This window comes from Reticulibacter mediterranei, from assembly GCF_016587455.1.
In genome coordinates this window covers 5,394,486-5,414,419 of the sequence record NZ_BNJK01000001.1, presented here as the reverse complement: position 1 = coordinate 5,414,419, position 19,934 = coordinate 5,394,486, and the positions used below count along the sequence as shown (strand labels likewise).

Sequence of the window (19,934 nt, the reverse complement as noted above, 5' to 3'; positions counted from 1 at the left end):
ACCATCTACTATTTATAATGAAGGGAAATATATTTTCTGTAGAACTCACTGACGAGAAGCCGTCGTAAGCTGTTTGCAAAAGCTCTCATTAGGGATGTATTGATTCATCGGGCATCGTTGCGCCTGTCAGTGACCTGGCTTGCTCCCATTCTTCCTGAGTAATCATCGCTTTACTAAGGTTGGCATCGCTCAAATTAGCGTCGCTGAGCCTGGCTCCGTTGAGATTCGTTCCGCTGAGGTTGGTTTTCCACTACAGTTGCACTTTTTTGGAGAGATGATTGCCTGAGCGAGCCTGGAAGAGGAGGAACGGCTAGAGCTGAGAAGAAGACCCAGCAGACTGAAGCATGCTTGCCATGTGTTCAAGGCGGGCAAGAGTGATCTGCGAAGTCGGACCCAGAGAGAAGGCGCGGCGGCGTCCATTGATGCGGAGATACGCTATCCAGGAGGAGTGATGGGTTTTCCGGCTAGTGCTCAGGCGACCTTGTTTCCCAAGAAACCGGAAGAAAGCACCCTGGTGCGCACCCTCTACGACTGCCCGGATGTCCCTGTAGGGAAGACGGGTTGCTGCTGCCGCGTGGTGGTGGCGACCCACCCAGCTGGCTCGAAAAAGAGCCGCATCGGCCAGACTCGCAAAGGCGTGGTCTACGAACTCTTTTTCACCCAGCTCCCGCAAGACGGCTTCACTGCCTCCGATGTGGTTGCACTGTATCTGCATCGTGGTGCCTTTGAACCAATGCTCTCCGATGAAGACGAGGAGCTTGACCCCGACCGCTGGTGCAGCCACTCCTCCTGGGGGCAGGAAGCCTGGCAGATCGTGGCTCAGTGGACCTGGAACGTGCGCCTGGAACTGGGACACCAACTCGCCCCTGAACCGCTGCGTACCACCGAGTTTGCCCCTGCCCTCCCACCCCTACACGAGCACGCCCCCACCCCTCCAACCTCCCCTCTCGCCTCAGGATATGCGCCACCGGCCACCGCCACGTCCTGGAAAGCTGACCACTTCACAGGAGCTGACTTTCCCCTCCAGCCAGATGGGACGCTGCGCTGCCCTGCTGGAAGCGCACTCCTGCCGCATGAATATCGCAGAGAAGCTGATGAGAGCCTGCGTGTGGTTTATGGGGCCAGTATTCGGGCCTGCCGCCCGTGTCCGTTACGCGAGCAGTGCCAATGGAACGGCAGTGCAACGACTAAACCGCGCCAGGTGAGCATCCTGCTTCATCCCTTGTCGGTGGGAGCAGCTCCGCTGCGGCTACGCGGGACTGGCATCGGCGACACCAGCAGCATGCCTGTCTGCGTCTGCATCGCCAGCACCTGGAGATCCAGATGGAACCGGCCCTCTCTCGACCAGTTGCTTCTTCCCCACCGACGATCTCTCGTGCTGAGCGGGCGCATTCCCGCTTGTTATGGAAGGAGCGGCTCGCTCGCAATGCCCGAACACATCAGGCTGGTCAACTCACCTTCAAGCTGTTCGACATCCCGGAGCGCTTTGCGAGCTGGCTCGGCCTGAGCGTAGTGGAGAGAGAACACAAATCTGGATAGGGTGATGCTGAGGAGCCACCCAGAAAAAACCGAGGGAAAAAGCCAGAGAGACGAGGAGAAACCGCCAATTCCTTTCCTCTCTTTCTAGTATACCGCAAACATGCCTAAAATACATCGTCCAAAGGGCCGATGTGCGTTTTCGCTCTTTCACATATGATGAGGAACCGTCAGATGTTTCTCAATTTACTGGGCTTGCAGGACCTTATCCTCTGTTGCACGCGAGAGCGCAGAGACCTGCAGAAAGCGAGACAAACGCATGCAAGTTCGACGGTTCAGCCCTGATCGCAAAGTCAAAATTCCCGGCAATCATCCAGGTCTCTACGGCGCTATGATCCAGATGAACCGCGCACAGATCCCACCCGAACAGCAGGAAGAGGTAGCCAGGCGCTTCAATGGTCTGCCATTGCTCATGGAGACTGGTTTTCAGGTAGAAGTGATGTATTTTGATCCACAGGCTTCAATGGAAGAACACGCGGCTGACCATCCTATTCTCTTCCTGGTCATTGAGGGACAGGGACATGTGCGTATCGGTGGCCCCGATGGGGAAACGTGCGAGGTCCAGGTTGGCGATGCCGTTCTTTGGCCTGCTCACACCGACCACACCGTCTGGACAGGGGACCAGGAACTCCATGCGATTGTGATCAATGCCTTCCAGGATCAGGCTTCGCGCTGACAGGTGTGTCAACGTTCTTGCCTATCACTCGTGGGCAAGTTGTACGGCAAACTTCGCCGACTCTCTGAGAAAACAGGAGCGGCGAGGTTTTCTCTCTGCCCTCCTGCGACAACCTCACCCCCCAAAAGCACCTCACCTATGTCCCATCTGTCAACCACCTCATTGCGCATGTCGTGGACAAGGCTACCTTGATGCCTTTCAAAAGCCGAGTGCATCTCTCTGGCCTCTTCATGCTGTTTTTGTGAAAAGAAATGGTGACGAGGTGAAAGCGAATGTGCTCCAAGCGAGTGACAACGATCAGCTTAAGGCCTTCCTCAACTCTCTTCAAGGCCCGGCAATGGGTCCAGCGAATCAGGCTTCATCTGACTTGGAGTGGCGCATGCTCGTCAAGGAACAAGGGAACGATCTCCTGGTGGGAGAAGCGGCCCTGACAGCGATCATCCAGGGACTTCATGCCACTGAGAGGCAATGGAGAAAGCAACAGGAGCACAAACGGCAAGGACATCCGCGCGTTTCCTCTGAAAAAGACATCACGGATATTTGTCTAGTGAGCAAGAGCCATACACGGCAATGGATCGCTGATCCAGAGAGTCTCAATAAGCAGATAAAGGCATTGAGCACGACTCCTGCTCACAGGAGTCGTGCTCACGCCATCTTTCTCAAGCGAACAGGACGAGGGTTCGTCCTGAACGTGACCAATGAGAAGCAAACCCATCAGCAGCCGAATGTGATCTTGAAGTACCTGGAGGCTGATCCCCAGTAAAGGAGGTATCTCCCAAGCAAACGAAGCCCAGGAGGCCATTCAACTCTCATGACTCTCTACTACACCGCAAGCAGTTCCTTGAGGTGAGGCAGCAATTCATGGATCTCCTCAATGGGCGACGACGTGACTTGCTCCGCTGTGGGACAGCCCACCCCTTGAGGCATCAGAGTGGGATCAGATTCTCATGTGGCTCCTGCTCTAGCTCCCCTCGATGCAGGTCTACTGGTCCAGCGTCATCAGATCAAGGTTGATCCTCCAGCCTTTTCCACTTCGAGCGAGAAAATAGAATAGTGGATTCTCTCGTAAATAGCCATTTTCATCCTCTTGGATGTCGCCGAGACATAGTGCTTCTCTCGTAAATAGCCATTTTCATCCTCTTGGATGTCGCCGAGACATAGTGCTTGTGTTGCAAATGTCTTGACTCCCGCGCCTCCCGCTCATACAACAACGTGACTCCTTTGGCGCTTCCCCATGTGCTGAAGGGGAATATCAGAGTATTCAGGCTGCTGGCGACATCGCGGTGATTGCTTTCACTACCACCATTCGCAGATGACAAGCGCTTGACTGGAAGAAGCGTGTAACGCTCCGACTGGTCATCTCGCTCACCTTGTCCCTTTGCTCTTCCTTTTTTCTTCTCCTCATCACTTTCTTCAGAAGAGGTGCTTGCACTTCATCTGGAGGAGTGCGTATAATTTTGAGTAGTACATATCGTCTCTCCTGACCTATCGAAACGAAGGAGTTTCCGATGATTGCCTGTCTCTGAGGCACCTAGCCGTTGCTATCCGAGACGAGCAAGCTTGTTTTTTCCTGATTCCTCATTTTACTCAGGACGCAGAACGCAATGGTGCGTGATGCAGGATGTCTAAGCACAAGGAGTAAGTGACGATGACTACACCACGTCTCATCAAATTCTACGAAACCACCTTACGCGATGGCGAACAGACTCCTGGCGTCAACTACTTTCCCCAGGAGAAACTCCAGATTGCACTCGCTTTAGAAGCAATGGGTTTTGATACACTCGATTGTGGCTTTCCCGTCTCCTCTCCCGGCGAATTTGAGGCCGTTCGCTTGATCGCCTCGAAAGTAGAACGCTCCGAAGTTTGTGCGATTGGCCGTGCCGTCAAAGGTGACATTGATGCCGCCTGGGAAGCCGTGAAAATCGCAGCCAGGCCCACGCTCCAGCCTTTCATCAGCGTTTCTCCCCTCCACCGTGAGGTCAAGCTTGGCAAGACGCGCGAACAAGTGCTGGAAATGGCACGCACCGCTGTCGCTCATGCCCGGACCTATACGGAAAACGTCGATTTCGCGCTGGAAGACACTACCCGCACTGAACATGATTTCATTTTAGAAATCTGTGCTGCTCTCGTCACAGAAGGGGTGCGCTTTGTCACGCTCTGTGATACGGTTGGCTACGCGCTACCCTGGGAGTTCGGGCAACTGGTCGCTGATGTACGCAACACATTTCCTGGCGTTCGCATCTCTGTTCACTGCCATAACGATCTGGGACTGGCCGTTGCTAATGCCTTAGAGGGACTGCGCAACGGAGCCGAACGCGTCGATACTAGCTTTAATGGGCTGGGAGAACGTGCAGGCAATGCCGCCACCGAAGAGGTCGTGATGGCTGTACGCACTCGTTCGACCGATCTCGGTCTGGATGTAGATGTTGATACCACCAGGATCGCCTCCACCAGTCAATTGATCAGTAAGCTCTCCGGTATGACTGTCCAGTGGAGCAAGCCGATTGTTGGAAAAAATGCGTTTTCTCATTCGGGCGGTATTCACCAGGACGGCATTCTCAAAGATGCACGGACCTACGAGATTATGACCCCTGAATCGGTCGGCCTCACAGCGGCAGATCGCCGCCTGCACGTCGGCAAGCTCTCCGGGCGTGCCGCCCTTGCCGCCCAATTACACAAACTGGGCTACGACCTTGAAGTTGAACCCCTGGGTCGCGCCTTCGACATGGCTAAGCTCTTGCTGGGGAAAAAGAAAGCACTAGAAGAACTGGATTTACGCTACATCGCTGAAACAGCCATCTCGACTTCAGCCGGTGGTGGCACCAGCACTGATCCCATTCCCTCCTAGCACACGCAAGACCGTGTAGCCCCTCAACCGTTTTGCATTGTTGAGTGGCTACACACCATCCAGAAGATCAATCCTGAGTTGTCAGCAGATCACGCAACACTAACAAGATCTCCTGGTAGCACCCCGGTGTGTAAACATTGGGCGCAACTATACATGACATCAGAAGCTATATCAGCGGGTTTCAGAAAAAAGCGGCATCTTCTCTCGTACTCCCCTCGTCAGAGTACCATTTCTGACTACATATCCTCCACGCTGCACAAAATAGAGGCGTTTCCTAACCCCCTCTCACACAGCGACCTTCGATTGACCATCTTTTGTTCGCTGCTCACTCCTCTCACGATCAATTCAAGAAGAGGAGGTACGTACGGCTGTGGAGTACTCACGATTTCGCAGAATGGTTCTTGGCAGGTGAGAACCATCTTTATCATGCTTTTCTCCTTCTCTCAGGTTATATCTCTCATTCGGGCGAATTTTTAGTTAGTGATTGTCATAGGTATTCACTTATTTAAGAATTGGCCAGCATTGAGATAAATACATCCTTCAAAGTGCATTTCCAATCTGGTAGGAAACCTCTCCTTTACAAAGCATACTGTAATAGGCACCGTGCACTCCTTGCTAGCAGTCTCCTTTAACTCAGTTCACCTCACCTTTCATCCCTATGATTCACCTGATAATATAAATCGATGGCTATCCACGGGTTACTTTAGATCTCATTAATGTATTCATGTTATAGTAATAGGATTGCTCGCCCATTGGACATGCAAATGTTATAATATCATCACTTAACTTATGATACTGCATATCATAGAACATAAGATCTATGATATGCAGTATCACGCAGGAGATGATAGCATGGACACTGTCAAATATTCTTACTATGAGATGAAGTTTAAACTTGCTTACTTAGAGAAGAGAGGGAATGAATTTCAAGATTTCTTTTCTGAATTGATGGAAAAGTGTCATCCGGGAAATTTTCAGCGTGTTCGCCCTTGGGGAAAAATTGGAGATCGAAAAAATGATGGCTATTTACGCTCAGAACGTGTAATATTTCAAGTATATGCCCCTAATGAGATGGAAGCGATTGAAGCTATTGCCAAAATTCGTAAAGACTTCCAGGGCGCGCTAAGATATTGGCATGCATATCTAGATAAATGGGTATTCGTTCATAATGCAAGAGATGGGCTTGGACCAGATGTTCTGGGCATATTACTTGAATTACAGGCTTCTCATCCTTCTGTCAGTATCTGCTCTTGGGGATTTGAAGAGTTACGTCAGAAAGCTTTTTCTTTGAATGAAGCTGATCTGGCCTCACTTCTAGGAGGTTATGCTCCATCAAGCAAAGATATGCTTGATGTGCAGTATAACAACGTTCAAGAGGTCTTACATAATATTGCTCGACAAAAGTTGCCTCTATTTCAGGACATCCGTCAGGTTCCTCCTGGTAAACTGAAATTTAATCGTTTATCCGAAAATGTACAAATTCTGCTTACTTCAGGTATGTGGAAGGCCGACCTTGTAGGAAATTTCTTTAATGACCATCCTCATCCCCAATATGGGGATGAAATTGCATTGGCCTTCAATAATCAGTATAAAAAGTATAAGATGTTAAATATGGAACCTGATATTATCTTTTCCAAATTGCAGGAATTTGCGGGAGGAGTAGAAATGGGTAATCCAGCTCACCAGGCAGCGGCGCTAGCCGTACTTGCGTATCTTTTTGAGCAATGTGAGATCTTTGAGCGATCACCTGAAGAGGTTACACCATGATTCTTCCTACAAAACGGCTTGGACCTGAACGGGCCATGCTCACTGTTGGTGCTGAAATACTTAGTCTTCTCACAGAGCCAAAAACTGTATCGCGCCTCTGGCATGAATTCCCACGGGATGCGCAACGAGATAAGCTCAAGTAAAGATGAAAGAAAGAGACTGCCAATTGTACGGCGTTGTAAAAAGCAAAGAAAAGTTCCGTTCGTTGATAGAGAACCGTACAGAACAGTCGCCTGATCAAAGAGCATCAAGAAAAGGGAAAAGCCCGTGGCGAGAGGAACAACGCAATGATCCACTCCATTGCATTGTTCCTCTCTTGCTGCGGAAGAGGCATGAGCTCAGTGGTGCATTCAGGAGCTTCGGGTGTGTGAGGGAGCAGATGTCTCACCGGATGAAGGTTGAGTCAGTCTAGCCCAGCAACCAGAGGCATCTTCCTCATAAACGACAAAGCCTACACTCTCATACAATTGCCGTGCGCCGAGATTGGTGGAGATGAAATTCACAAGAAGAGCCTGCCCTCCGGGGAGTTGGCTCATGTGATCAATGAGTGCCTGCACTGCCTGGCGGCCATAGCCTCGGCGTTGGGAGTGTTTATCCACCATCAAGCGCACTATCCCCAACTCTCCCTGATAGGGTGTCTGAGTAAAGGGCCATTCGCCCTGAAATGGTTCGTGAGTAAACATGGCGAAGCCAACCAACGTTTCATCAGCGTAGATCGCCATAGGGGTCAGCCCTGGCTCATAGGCGGCTTCAGCCAGCGAATAGCTGTTCGGTGCCACGAACTGTCGCTGATCTTCGGCAACTTCCAGATGGGCCACTGCACGCCAGTTCTCCTGGGTCACGGGGCAAAGCTTCACGGTCATCAAATTCTCCTTTGCACCTCAAGCACAGAAATGATGAGGTTCCTACTCCTTCTTAGGTTCCGTAAAAAGAGAGCACTCTCCAATTGTCTCCCTCTTTCAAGAAGAGTAGAACAATGATGCAAGGCTAGAGGGTTTTCCTCTGGCTGTTGGTTCTCTTTTGAGGAAAACTCTCCAGCTTTTCTTGAAGGTTGTGCCAACAGCTTCCAGGATATGCAATGAGCTGCTCACCTTGAGCTCGCCAGGATATATATGTGCCCTTTTGAGAAAGAAGAAACAAACATCTTTTCTCAAGGAGGCACATATGACCAGTATTGCCAATGGATCGGTGAGTATCCAGACCTCCTCGGAGTCTGTTCTCTCGACCCCTGCCTGGTTTGGCGAAGTCGTCTTGATGGCTGCGCATTTGCGCAAGCACGGGGTCTTGAACAAGATCAGTGAGCAGGTGCGTTTTGCACGGCGGCGCTTCGGGCACTACGACGTGATCGATTTTCTCGCCGTGCTCTTCGGCTACGCGATCAGCGGAGAGCGCACCCTGGAAGCGTTCTACGAGCGACTTCGGCCCTTCGCCGTCCCTTTCATGGCCTTGTTTGACCGTGATCAACTGCCAGCCCGCTCGACCCTCTCGCGTTTTTTAGCGGCGCTCTCTGAAGCGCCCGTCGAAGCTTTCCGCACACTCTTTCTCGATGATCTGCTCGCTCGCCCGCTCACCAAAGAGCGGCAGAGAGGTGAACTGCTGGATCGAGTAGGCGGACAGTGGGAGGTGTTCGATATCGATGGCACGCGTGAGGCAGCCCGTCAACGCGCCTTGCCTCAGACCGAAGATCTGCCCCCTGCCTCTCGTCGGCTGGATGAGATCTGTGCCCCTGGCTATCGAGGACGCAAGCGTGGGCAAGTGGTGCGCACCCGCACAGTTATCAGCCAGGCGCACAGTTTTCAGTGGCTCGGCAGTTTTGGGAACAAAGGCAACGGGTTCTACCGGGAGGAACTGCGCCGGAGCAAAGCCGCCATCGGTCGTTATCTCGCGGGGCACCAGTTCCCGCGCGAACGCTGCCTGCTTCGGCTCGATGGACAATATGGCATGGGGACCGTGCTTGCAGACCTGGCTGGCTTTGCTTTTGTGACTCGCGGCAAGGAGTATACTGCCCTTGATCATCCATCTGTCCCACGGGATGCGCAACGAGATATATAGCAAGGAGACGGAATTGCTTGGGCAGCCTCCACAAGCTCCTTTACTAGCATTGTTAGCTTGCTTATGTTTTCTTGGGTGCTATTCCAAGACAGGAAAATGGTCACCCATCAAAAGCAGGTCCAGAGCCAGCTCACAGGAAAGCGCATCTCGTTGCGCATCCCGTGGGTATATCGAAAGAAGGGTCGGGCAAGGGACCAGGGTGGCATGCGACCTTCCTGAGACCTTTTTCCTTCCCAAAGGAGTTCCACAGAGAAACACGGCTCCCGACGAAAGCACACATTCTACCCCCTTCTTGTCTCACCTGGGAGAGGTTTTAATGCGCCAGACCCCTGAGTCCTCCATCCAGACCTATCTTCGACCAACTCCCCACGTGCTTTTCGCACAGGCGTCCCAGACCTACGTGCATTTCCCTTTCAACAGTGGAGCCAGATAGCGGCTCACTGCGCACGATCTATGCTCAGAAACATGGCCACTTATCAGGAGATCGCAGGCTATTACCCGCTACGTGAAGCGATCGCCTCCCATGTGAGCATCACACGAGGCGTGCATTGCCAGGCCGAGCAGGTTATTATTGTACCAGGAGCGCAGACAGCATTAGATATGGCAGCACGCCTCCTCTTGAACCCAGGTGATCTTGCCTGGATGGAAAATCCGGGCTATCTAGGAGCACAACGCGCTCTCCTCAACGCGGGCGCTCAACTGGCTCCTATCCCTGTGACATCAGAAGGAATCAATGTTGAAATTGGGCAAAAGCGGTATCCACAAGGACGCCTGGCCTACGTCACTCCATCTCATCAATTCCCTTCAGGTACTACCATGCATCTGTCGCAACGCATCGAGTTGTTGCAGAAGGAATTGGGGGGGCATAGAAGTGCAGCCTCCCCAAGCCGGTTTACATCTTATGGGTTGGCTTCCGCCGAATCTTGATGATCAGCAGATTACCCAACAAGCAGCAAGCTGCGGACTCGAGATCATTCCCCTGGCCGCGTTAACGCTCGATTCGTCTCAGCGAGGAGGTCTTGTTCTTGGCTATGGAGCCGTCAATGAGTAGGAGATTCAGGCTGGCGTTCGTCAACTGGTAAGCGTTTTTCCCTCATAGTTCAAAACCTTTTCAGCGGAAGATGATTCTGCAGTGAGGCGCGCGAATGAACCGTTGCGCCCCCATTGCGAATGCATGCCTGTCGTTGCGGTGGTGCTCAGGCCAGAACGGCAGGCCTGAGCACTTCCTCGCACCATTGGCGGAAGCTGGTGGGAGTAGTGGCTTGTAGAGTGCGCGGCTCGGCGTTGTCGAGACCTTCGTTCTTCGCTATCATCATGTCGAGCATGCCCTGTGCCATTGCCTCAGACATCCCCCGTTGAATCAGGTCAGCCTTGAAGGCCTCACCAGGGATTTGTTGAAAGCGGATCAGTCGCCCCAGCACCTCAGACATGATGTGTGCCATGTCGTTGAAGGAGAGATCTTCGGGGCCGAGGATCGGAACGCTGCCCTGTCCGCTCCAGAAGTGATCGAGCAACAGCCTGGCGGCAACGGTGGCGATGTCACGGGTGGCGCAGGTCGGGAGCTTGAGATCTCCCGGGGTTGGCGAGAAGAACACCCCTTGGCTCTTAAGAGGACCGATCTGGCTAATGGTGTTATCCATGAACGAGGGCATCGTCAGCGCCCGATAGCTTACACCTGTGCTGGCGATCAGATCGTCCTTCGCCAGCAATGCCGTGACATAGCCGGCGTTCCCGGCCAGCGTTGTTCCGCGACCAATGGCCGAGACGCCGACGACCCGCTTAACGCCCTGGTTCTTGAACGCTTCACACGCTGGCCAGGTGAAGTCAACATAGGCGCTCTCAACGCTCTCAGCATGGGGGTCCAGGGGCACAAGCCAGAACACGGAGTCGGCACCTGCAAACGCCCGTGTGACGACGTCGAGGTCGCCGTGCGATCCTTGCACGACCTCGACGCGCTCACGGGTGTACGCGGGAAGGCGAGAGGGATCGCGTACGATTATGCGGATTGGCTCGGGGTAGGCACTCAGGTTGTTCAGAACTTGATGGCCGATCAGGCCAGTGGGAGCGGTGACGACGATCATGAAAACCTCCTCCAGGTTAGATTGAGAGAAGTAGCGTGGATTTTGTCTTTCTGTTCCATGTATGACTTCCTTGCCATCGCTAGAAGCATGGACACTTCCATTCTGCGCTTGAGGTGCAAACTGAACACCGCATGTTTCACCCGAACTTCACCTCATCGCCCCGACAATCCAGCACAACCCATACAACCCATTGCGCTTAGTTCGTGCCAAGCATGAGGGGTCCAATTTACAAGGGTATTGTCAACAGCGAACCTTCTTTGAAGGAGAGTGATGGGATGCGGGAGAGCCAGGGGGAGTGCTAGTGGCCTGTGAAAAGAGGCCAGCTTGGCGTAGCGCGATCCGGGCGAAGCACCCAGGTGCGGTGTGAGGGGCGTGCACCGCCAGCCGTCGGCCAGCCAGCTAGGGAGGTCAGGGAGATCAGGCCGGAGCGGGCGAGGAACCAGAACAGCGGGTAGTGGGTGTTGACATTGAGTGCGACCCAGGAGCAGCTATGGTATCGCTACGCCAGAGAGATCGAACCTCCCTCGGAATGAGCGAAATTCCTCCATGAAATTTCAAAATCTACAGCTTACACTTGTGCAAAACCACCATCCACAAACAATTCTGTTCCCGTGATGTAACTGCTGTCGTCGGATGCGAGAAATACCACGGCCTTGGCGACATCATCGGGCGTTCCAGGTCTGCCGAGCGGAACACGCTCGGACCACTTTTTCAAGCCTTGCTCATCCGCTGCTCTGCCATGCCACCAGGGCGTGTCAATAGGCCCTGGGCTCACTGCGTTCACGCGAATGTGCCGATCCTTTAAGTCCGTTGTCCATGTCCGTGCGAACGAACGCACGGCGGCTTTTGTGGCGCCATACACACTGTGCTCTTTCAACCCCACGCTGGCGACGACGGACGCATTCAGGATGATAGAGGCGCCATCCGGCATCAGAGGGAGCGCCTTCTGAACCGTGAAAAGCACCCCTTTTACATTGATAGTGAAAAGCGCGTCATAGTGCTCCTCCGTTATCTTGCCCAAAGGGGCAAGGGGTGTGATGCCAGCATTGGCAAAGACAATATCGAGCTTGCCCTTCTCCCGCTGAATTTGTGCGAAGAGGCGATCAAGATCGCCAAGGTTCGACACGTCTGCTTGGACGCCGATCACATGGCTTCCGATTTCCTTTACCGCCGCAGCCAACGCCATATCGCGGCGTCCTGTGATGAAGACATATGCGCCTTCGTGCACAAACTGCTCCGCCGTGGCCTTGCCAATACCGCTCGTGCCGCCCGTAATGAGGGCAATTTTTCCGTCAAGCTTGTTCATAGTGGTTTCCTCTCCTCAACTCCCTGTAACTGGCGGTCAGGTCATGCGCCAGCACATGTGTTAGGCATAGCCACTCACGATCTCGCCCTGTCGTGACCGTGGCTCTTAGACTGGCGAGGAGTCCCCCACTCGCGCAGGGTCACAACGGAGAGGCCGCCTCAGTGTGATAGGAGCCGTGTACCAAATCATCGAGGATCGAAGGAGCATGCGGTGCCCAATCAAGCAAACGCCCGGCTCTGGCTCCGCTGAGCTGCAGGTCGAGCGCGAGTGCGTCGGCGATTGCTCCCAACACCTGCTGAGCCTCCTCCAGCGTCCAGGATTCAGTTCGCCCCCCCAGGTCTGCTGCCATGCTGATCGCCTGGGCAATCTCTTTGAAATGCCTGGCTGGACCACCTGGAATGTTGATGAGCGTGCCCGCCGGAGCCTGAGTGAGCGCTCGCACGTAGGCATCAGCTAGATCATCAACCTGCACCATCGGACAGTAGTTCTCTCCTGTGCCGATATAGCGGGCTGCGCCATGCTGGCGGGCCAGATTGATGAGCATGGCCGGAATTCCTCCAGCGCGGCCATAGATATTCGCAGGACGAAGCATAATCGAACGCACTCCACGCTCTTCGGCTGTCTCCCTGCTTCAGAAGAAGGAAAGCAGAGATTGAACGTCTCAAGGTTACACACAAACGAAAAAGAAGACGTCGTAATTGTAGCACGCTTGCTTGCGAATGCAAGCTCAGGTGATCCTCCGATTTTGACGAACTATCGCGCAAATAGCTTAAACCAACCAAACCGCCGTATGCGGACCCGCCTGGACAGCGGTGTGGGAGGGAAAAAGCTGCAAGGCTTCCCCTATCCCGATTACCGGCATCAACCTATCGCCCACTCGCTTTGGAATAAAAGTCGGTAACCAGAAGCTGTCCATAGGTGTTTAAGGTAAGTCCATCATCGGTCATCTGATTTCCGTCCGTCCACCACCAAATCCAGGGGAACGCGCCATTATGACCATTGGGTATTCCTGTGGAAATTAATCCCTGGAACACCTGGGTGACAAACGCGGGATTTGCACCGCTAGTAGAACCTGTAAGCGTCTGTCCTATCTCACCAATAACCAGGGGATATTGTTTTGCGAGAGTAAGCGTTGGCTGATACGTATAGTTAGGATACCAGTGATTGGAAAATACGATATCTGATTTCCCTCCTCGTAAAGATGCATCATAGGACATCATAGTCTGGAAGGTTGACGTGTTATCGCTCGTCGCATAGCCTGCGGTATCCAGCACCACAACCCCCTTAAATCCCAACGTGTCTCTAAAATACTGGAGGGTTGCCTTGTTCGCTGTAATCCAGTCTTGCTCATCATCATTGTTGTAGGGTTCGTTGTACGGATTCATCATAAGATAATCCGTGATGCCCTCTTGGGTGGCGTAGTCGATGATTTTCTTAAAGTCAGGGAATGAAGTGCTTGTATAATTCGCTATAGGCTTGCCAGTATAAGAATGGTCACAAGGCATAACGTACATGCCATTGCTGGCGAGCAGTTTCATCATGGCAAGATAGTTCGTCATGTGGGTGCCCTGGTCCACGAAGGCCGGCGTATAGTCTAACCGCACGGCATTGATGCCTATGCTTTTCATCTTGGCAATCATTTGAGAAGCTATGGGAACCTCTGCGGTCGAAATCGACGAACCGCCCTGGTCACGGAAATACTCCAGGTTAGCACCTTTGATAATGAAACGGCTCCCGCCACTTGTTACTAATGAAGTTCCACTTATAGAGAGAAGCCCTGTGCCAGTGGTGGTCACACCGCTGCTGACAGTGGGAGTGGTGGTCACACCGCTGCTGACAGTGGGAGTGACGCTTGCAGTCCCCGAGCTCGTGGCCGTCCCTGTGGCAGCACCGCTTGTGCTAGCCGCAGCGCCAGAGGCGGGCAGGAAGGTACTCATCAACTGCATCGGCAACGAATCGGTAGGAGGATTGGTATTGAAATTCGGATCCAGGTCAAGCCAATCTTTGCCCCCATAGGAAGTATTGCCACCCCAGCCAACGCCGCCGGCCCACCAGGACCACCCTATAACAACACTGGAGTTCTGTTGGAGATAGCTTAACAGTCCTGTGAAGCTTGCCTGACATTGGGACGTGGTTGAAACGTTGAATTCCCCCAGGAATCCCCTGGCTTTCTTCTGCTGCAACCAGCTAATCCAGGGCTGGATCGCATTTTGTATATTCGCAGCGCTGGAGCCGTTGCCACAATCATTCGCATCACCCGAATAGGCAGAGTCAAAGTACTGGTGCGCTTCAAAGACAAGGTTGTTTCCGCTATCTTTGATGGCGCTGTAATACGGCGCGGTATTACTTTGCCATGCGCCCGCACTGGCATATTCCAGCCCTTCGACGAAAATGGGGTTGGTGGCGCCAGTGCCGCGTATCGCTGTTATGGCGCCATTGAGGGCAGTAACCCACCCGTTGTTGTCAGCCAGGTCGTGTGGCTCGTTCATGAGGTCGTAATAAACGTTCATGCCCTTGGTATCGGCGGCGATTTGCTGCCACAGATTGGCAAACACCGCCTGAAGGGTTGGATTGTTGGAAATATCCTGGTTATAGTACCGCCCGAAATTGTGGCAATCGATCAAGACGGTGAGGCCAGCGGCGTTTGCTTTCTGTATGGCTGAAATCTGCGCGTCATAATACGGCTTGTAGAAGCTCATGTTATTGGAGGTGCCCCACGGTTGCAGGTATTCCCACAGGAACGGCAACCGGATGATGTTCATACCTTTACCAGCATAATAGCTGTCTTCCTGCGCAGTCGGAGCATACTGAAGTCCGATCGTGGCCGACTGGGGAGTAGCGTTGCTTGCCGGCACAGCCAGAGTGGAAGATTGCCCCGGCTGGTTGCCACCCCATTCCATGCCCGAGAGATTGACGCCTTCGCATAAGTTGTGGCCGTTGCCGTTGTTGCTACCCATGCAGCCACCGTCGGAACTACCGCTTGTTGTTGTAGTGCTGGAGGCTGTAGGGGTGGGGGTCGTAGTGGTGGTGGTGGATGTCGGACTACTACCTGCTGTTGCGCCAGCGGGTGCTGCCGCACGAGTCCAGCAGGTAAAGTTATGAGGATCACCCGCTGTACACTTGCCGTTCCAATACCGCCAGTTGCCCGCAGAGTTTTTCTGGTATACCTGGCCGTTCGAGTAGACAAGGGCAACGACATTGGCAGTATATCCGGCGAGCTGGCCATTCTCTTCCACCTTGCCATGTACAACGGTCCATACATTACCCGTACTGTCCGTCACACTACTGCCGCCCGCTGTCGTCAGCCCGTAGACACTGCTGGAAAGCAACGCCACGATGCTAAGACATGTTAAAAGATTTAATTTCATAATTCCCCCGTGATGCGAGAATCACTTATACTATACGGGGTTTGCCCATAAGGGGAACCAACACTTGGAATAGGAAGGAAAAGTCAGCCAATTTTGTTTGAATTGAATTGGAAAGATTTGGTCAGAATCTGCCTCCTTCATTCGCAGATTTATTGCCCTTCATCTCCTGCTGACTGACCATTACCCGTATCCCACGGTGTTGTCCCCTCTCTTGTCAGAGGATGCTACCTGCAGAGTAACTTATACCAGAGCAAAATGCTAGTGAGAAATAGGGACATTTGGCTTTCATACTCCACTCCTCCTTGCAGTGGAATTTGCGCTCCTATGAGCTGCCAGGGAACAGGAGAGAACCGGGTGCCACGCTATTGACCAGGATGCGGTCTTTTGCCAGGTCGCGAGCCAGCGATTTTGTCAAGCTGATTGAGGCTGCTTTGAGTGCGTTATAGGGCATCCTGCGGCCAGACTCGCGCCCGAAGATAGAGGAGATGGCGATAATGCGACCCTCTCCTTGCCTCCTCATTGGCGGAACAACTAATTGCGCGAGCGTTGTCAGTGCGGTGACATTCAGCAGAAGACCATGGTCGCTACTGTTCCCAAGCATTTCCCTAGCGACTGATTTCCACATTGAGCAGGGCTCCAAGCGCGTCGGGCACAAGGATCGCGACAGAATAGTAGGCGCTCACGAGATAGGAGATAATTGCCTTCTCGTTGATCCCCATAAACCGTACGGACAAACCAGGCTGGTATTCGTCTGGAATATCGGTTTGATGCAGGCCAGTGACGCCTTGATTCTCCTCGCCTGTACGCAGCGCAAGAATAGCGGTCACATGGTTACCAGTAATAGGAATTTTGTTGCAGGGCAGCAGAGGCACTCCCCGCCATGCCGCCACCTTGACGCCATGCAATTCGACAGCAGGCGAGTAAATCCCCAGGCGGTTGCATTCTTTGCCAAATGCAGCGATAGTGCGGGGATGAGCAAGAAAGAAATGAGTCCTTCTGCGCCGTGATAACAATGCGTCGAGATCATCAGGAGTCGGCGGGCCGATTCGGGTCTGGAGGAGCTGTTTGCGATCTACATTATGCAGCAATCCAAACTCCCGGTTGTTGATCAGTTCATGCTCCTGGCGCTCTCTCAGCGCCTCGATTGTCAATCGAAGTTGCTGTTCCACCTGATTCATTGGCTCGTTATACAGGTCGGCGACCCGAGTATGGACGCGCAAGACGGTCTGGGCCACGCTCAAGGGATATTCTCGCGGGGCGGCATCGTAATCGACGAACGTTCCTGGCAAGTCAGGCTCTCCCTCGTGGCCCGAGGCCAGATCTATCGCTGCTTCCCCATACCGATTCTGCGACTTCTGGGCCGTTTCCTGCGCCAACTCGACTTGGGCGCGCAACTTTTCCGATTTGCGAAGGAGCTTTCTAAATGCCTGGCGCTGTAGCGTCAGAACAGTACAGCGAGTGGCCGCCTGCACTGTGTAGGGCCAGTTGCCAGCCAGCAAGGAAGGAGAGCCAAAATACTCTCCATCTGCCAACATCTCCAGCACCGTTTGATCGCCATATTTTCCTGTTCCCAGCTTGTTGGCTTTGCCATAGGCGATCAGCACAATCCGGTCGGCTGGCTGGTTGGCTTGCGCGATCACCTCTCCCTGCTCGAATTCCTGTTGCACAAACTGATCAGCCAGGGCATTCAAGAGGTCTGCATCGTCCAATCCTTGCAACCAGGGCAGCTTCACCAGATCAGCTGGAACCACGCGAACCTCACTTCCATTAGAGGTGAAGGTCAAGAGACTCCCATTAGGAGCATAGCTCAGGCGGCGGTTCACCCGATAGGTGCCGCCTGACACCTGCACCCAGGGTAGCATCCGCAAAAGCCAGCGGGAAGTAATCTCCTGCATCTGCGGCACGGACTTGGTGGTAGTGGTCAACGTCCGCGCTGCGGCGATGTCCAAACTCATCTGCTGTTTCAATTCTTCTACCATAGCTCACCCACTTTCTCTTTTCGACCCACGAAATATGACCTTTTTGAATAAGTTGCATGAAGCACCCTCATTTCAGGGCATGGCCCCGGAGAAGATGCGGATTTTCGCGGCAGATGTCCCCAAGCCCGTAGGAACAAAGAATTGCTTTTTGCTTTGGGAAGCCGAATCTTCAAACCCTGGATAGCGATGGCACATTTCATGCCATCTCAAGACGCCGGACATCCAATCTTGAAGCGATATAACATATTGGTGTAGCCGGTTGCGCTGATTGACATTGAGCTTGAAATCGTCGCTCAAGGCGGGCAATTCGAGGGTTACGATGCGCTGAAACTGGCGCATTCGGGCGGTCATCAGATCATTCACCATATCAAGAGCACGTTGGGCACTACAATTGAGGAACTTCTGAATCACCAGCACGCTGTTGTGAATTTCGCCTTCAAACTCGATTTCCTTACGATAGGAGAATAAGTCGTTGGTTAAACCGGTATAGTCACAGGCGCTATTTGCAAGGTTGACCATCGGACGGCTGCCATAAATCTCAGCCGGGAGGTTGTCGCCGACCTCTATTTGCGAAAGGCTTCTGGTCATGTCGGCACCAAAGGTTTTCCGGCGCATTTCGATGTAGTCCACAGGGTCCGGCACCCGGTTTTGGATCTGGTTGGCTAACTCCCACAGCCAGCTGCCGGTCATTTCCTGGATGCTCTGCTGGAATTGACGCCGCGCATTTGTAGACATAGGCTCAGCGGTTCGCCGCCACAAATCAGCCAGCCCCATTTCCAAAGGGTTGAGCGGAGGCGTGGTGGAAGAGCGGTCTAATGGCAAAAAGAGCCATAAACGCTCGCGTTGCAGCTTTGCGCCTGCAAAGTCGCGGGTTCGGCCAAAGACCTTAGGGAAGAAGTCGTCGCCATAGGTGCCCCAGGTAAGCCACTCTGTGCTTATATCGAGCTGCGCACTGGAGGCATCGGGATGGATACCTGCAGCGCACAAAGCAAAATCGTAGGCAATCAGTTGTTCTTCGGTCCAGATAGCAAAAGAAGGAAGGCCGGGCAACACGTCTAGCATGTGCATTTGGGCAGCCCATTGCTTGATATGCTGTCGGGCGGAGTTCAGGTGCGGGCTCATACGTGCCGGAAACGGCATATCAATCTTGGGCATTTTGAGCGGTCCTACCGGCTGGAATGGAATATGAGTGTAGCTTCTTGATCGCAGCCCAAAAGCACTTCCTGTGAGGCCAAGCCGCGCTGCGGCGGTGCCCAGACCAGTGGGTCCGTCAACGAGGCTCATTATGGCAGGTGCCTTGCTGACGTTGGCGTTCATGTACCGGCTGGAACGCATATGCCATTCGTGGCCGCCAGACTGCCAGTCCTGCAAACCTCTCACATAGGTCAACACTTGCTGCCGTTCGTCTGGATTCAGGTGGTATTCTTCAAAGAGGAGCGGCAATTCGGTCAAGACAGTGTTCTCGAACTGGTGTAAGCGCGAGGTCAATATGTCATTAACCACGTTGGCGGCTTCCTGCGGTGCGACCTCAAGGAACCGCTCCATGACCAGCACCCCGTTATTCAGTTCTCCTTCGCTTTCGGTCTCCCTTTGATAGGAAAAGATGTCGTTGCGCAGATGCACGCCATCGGAAAACGTGTCTTTGAGTACGCGCATGGGGCGGGTAGCGGCAATGCGCGCCGGAACCTCGACGGCGACGGAATGCTCGACAAGATCTGCTGACCAGGGTGCGCCACCTACTTTACGGCGCATCTCAATGTACTCGATCGGATTTGGAACCCGGCTATCGCTGATGTTCGAGAGTTCCCAGGCCGATTCTGCAAGAAGATTCCTGGTGCTTTCGAAGAAACGCTGCCGCCAGTCTGCGGATTTGGACGGCACAGTGCGAGACCACAAATCAATCAGGCCGCGCTCGACGGCGTTCACAGCCTCTGGAGGCGAATCGGCAGGCGTGAGGGGCATGAATTGCGGTAGTCGGTCGAGATACTCTTTAGCACCGGCGTGGTCACGAGTGCGCTTATACATTTCATAGAAGTGATCATCGAAGAAGAAGACCCACACGTACCAATCGGTGATTAGATCAAGCTCAGAGCCGGGGGACTCGGGATGGGTGTAGGCACAGAGCAGAGCGTAGTCCATCGAATCAAACGTAGCCTCATCCCAGATGATGGTGCCAGACTCAGGCTGTTTCACATCCAACATTCCTATAGCGCGTGCCCATGCTTTGGAATGCGTGCGTGCCTCTTCCAAATGAGGATTCAGCTTGGCCGGATAAGGCATGTAAAACTCTGGTAACTCAAACGGTTGCTGCATAGTTGTTA

The 19,934-nt window shown here is 53.3% G+C and carries 15 protein-coding genes and 3 pseudogenes; 8 read left to right on the top strand and 10 right to left on the bottom strand.

All coding sequences use genetic code 11. The features are described 5' to 3' along the window. Positions 1-88: 88 nt before the first annotated feature. A pseudogene (locus K3T83_RS57960) lies at positions 89-232 on the bottom strand (pentapeptide repeat-containing protein); the annotation flags it as partial. Between the two features lie 219 nt (positions 233-451). Here K3T83_RS57960 and K3T83_RS23265 point away from each other — a divergent pair. The 5 genes from K3T83_RS23265 (at position 452) to K3T83_RS23245 (ending at position 6,827) form a co-directional block, all read left to right on the top strand. Beyond that, positions 452-1,507, top strand: coding sequence for a hypothetical protein (locus tag K3T83_RS23265; protein WP_236064971.1), 1,056 nt, complete (start codon positions 452-454; stop codon positions 1,505-1,507). 288 nt (positions 1,508-1,795) lie between these two features. After that, positions 1,796-2,212, top strand: a complete 417-nt coding sequence (locus tag K3T83_RS23260) for a cupin domain-containing protein (RefSeq protein WP_220205316.1) — start codon at positions 1,796-1,798, stop codon at positions 2,210-2,212. Positions 2,213-2,486: 274 nt separating this feature from the next. Next, a complete protein-coding gene (locus tag K3T83_RS23255) occupies positions 2,487-2,975 on the top strand; it encodes a hypothetical protein (RefSeq protein WP_220205315.1) in 489 nt (162 codons plus the stop codon). Between the two features lie 885 nt (positions 2,976-3,860). Further along, positions 3,861-5,060, top strand: coding sequence for a 2-isopropylmalate synthase (locus K3T83_RS23250; RefSeq protein ID WP_220205314.1), 1,200 nt, complete (start codon positions 3,861-3,863; stop codon positions 5,058-5,060). A gap of 852 nt (positions 5,061-5,912) precedes the next feature. Beyond that, positions 5,913-6,827 (top strand): ABC-three component system protein, encoded by a 915-nt coding sequence (locus K3T83_RS23245; RefSeq protein ID WP_220205313.1) that lies wholly within the window; start codon positions 5,913-5,915, stop codon positions 6,825-6,827. Positions 6,828-7,177: 350 nt separating this feature from the next. Here K3T83_RS23245 and K3T83_RS23240 read toward each other — a convergent pair whose 3' ends face one another. Beyond that, complete coding sequence (locus tag K3T83_RS23240; RefSeq protein WP_220205312.1) at positions 7,178-7,690, bottom strand: GNAT family N-acetyltransferase; 513 nt, start codon at positions 7,688-7,690, stop codon at positions 7,178-7,180. Positions 7,691-7,991: 301 nt separating this feature from the next. Between K3T83_RS23240 and K3T83_RS23235 the strand changes: the two genes are divergently transcribed. The 3 genes from K3T83_RS23235 to K3T83_RS56355 all read left to right on the top strand — a co-directional run bounded on the left by K3T83_RS23235 (position 7,992) and on the right by K3T83_RS56355 (position 9,930). Then, a complete protein-coding gene (locus tag K3T83_RS23235) occupies positions 7,992-8,879 on the top strand; it encodes a hypothetical protein (protein ID WP_236064970.1) in 888 nt (295 codons plus the stop codon). Between the two features lie 465 nt (positions 8,880-9,344). After that, positions 9,345-9,806 carry an aminotransferase class I/II-fold pyridoxal phosphate-dependent enzyme gene (locus K3T83_RS56360; RefSeq protein WP_236064969.1) on the top strand — a complete coding sequence of 154 codons (462 nt, stop codon included), beginning with the start codon at positions 9,345-9,347 and terminating at the stop codon, positions 9,804-9,806. After that, positions 9,781-9,930: a hypothetical protein gene (locus K3T83_RS56355; protein ID WP_236064968.1), complete on the top strand. Its 150-nt coding sequence runs from the start codon at positions 9,781-9,783 to the stop codon at positions 9,928-9,930. Before K3T83_RS56360 ends, K3T83_RS56355 begins: the two co-directional genes overlap by 26 nt. A 145-nt stretch (positions 9,931-10,075) precedes the next feature. Here K3T83_RS56355 and K3T83_RS23225 read toward each other — a convergent pair whose 3' ends face one another. The 8 genes and pseudogenes from K3T83_RS23225 to K3T83_RS23195 all read right to left on the bottom strand — a co-directional run bounded on the left by K3T83_RS23225 (position 10,076) and on the right by K3T83_RS23195 (position 19,926). Further along, complete coding sequence (locus tag K3T83_RS23225) at positions 10,076-10,960, bottom strand: NmrA family NAD(P)-binding protein (RefSeq protein WP_220205311.1); 885 nt, start codon at positions 10,958-10,960, stop codon at positions 10,076-10,078. A 315-nt stretch (positions 10,961-11,275) separates the two neighbouring features. After that, positions 11,276-11,441 (bottom strand): annotated as a pseudogene (locus K3T83_RS57955) (ABC transporter substrate-binding protein); the annotation flags it as partial. An 87-nt stretch (positions 11,442-11,528) separates the two neighbouring features. Next, positions 11,529-12,266 carry an SDR family NAD(P)-dependent oxidoreductase gene (locus tag K3T83_RS23220; RefSeq protein WP_220205310.1) on the bottom strand — a complete coding sequence of 246 codons (738 nt, stop codon included), beginning with the start codon at positions 12,264-12,266 and terminating at the stop codon, positions 11,529-11,531. A gap of 139 nt (positions 12,267-12,405) precedes the next feature. Then, positions 12,406-12,876, bottom strand: a pseudogene (locus K3T83_RS23215) (NAD-dependent epimerase/dehydratase family protein); the annotation flags it as partial. Positions 12,877-13,132: 256 nt separating this feature from the next. Next, a complete protein-coding gene (locus K3T83_RS23210) occupies positions 13,133-15,595 on the bottom strand; it encodes a cellulase family glycosylhydrolase (protein WP_220205308.1) in 2,463 nt (820 codons plus the stop codon). 361 nt (positions 15,596-15,956) lie between these two features. After that, positions 15,957-16,259: an SDR family NAD(P)-dependent oxidoreductase gene (locus K3T83_RS23205; protein WP_220205307.1), complete on the bottom strand. Its 303-nt coding sequence runs from the start codon at positions 16,257-16,259 to the stop codon at positions 15,957-15,959. Next, on the bottom strand, positions 16,240-17,613 hold the full coding sequence (locus tag K3T83_RS23200; RefSeq protein ID WP_220205306.1) for a family 2B encapsulin nanocompartment shell protein: 1,374 nt from the start codon (positions 17,611-17,613) through the stop codon (positions 16,240-16,242). The genes K3T83_RS23205 and K3T83_RS23200 overlap by 20 nt, the downstream gene beginning before the upstream one ends. A 72-nt stretch (positions 17,614-17,685) precedes the next feature. Next, entirely contained in the window at positions 17,686-19,926 is a 2,241-nt protein-coding gene (locus tag K3T83_RS23195) for a terpene synthase family protein (protein ID WP_220205305.1), read from the bottom strand. Positions 19,927-19,934: the final 8 nt, after the last annotated feature.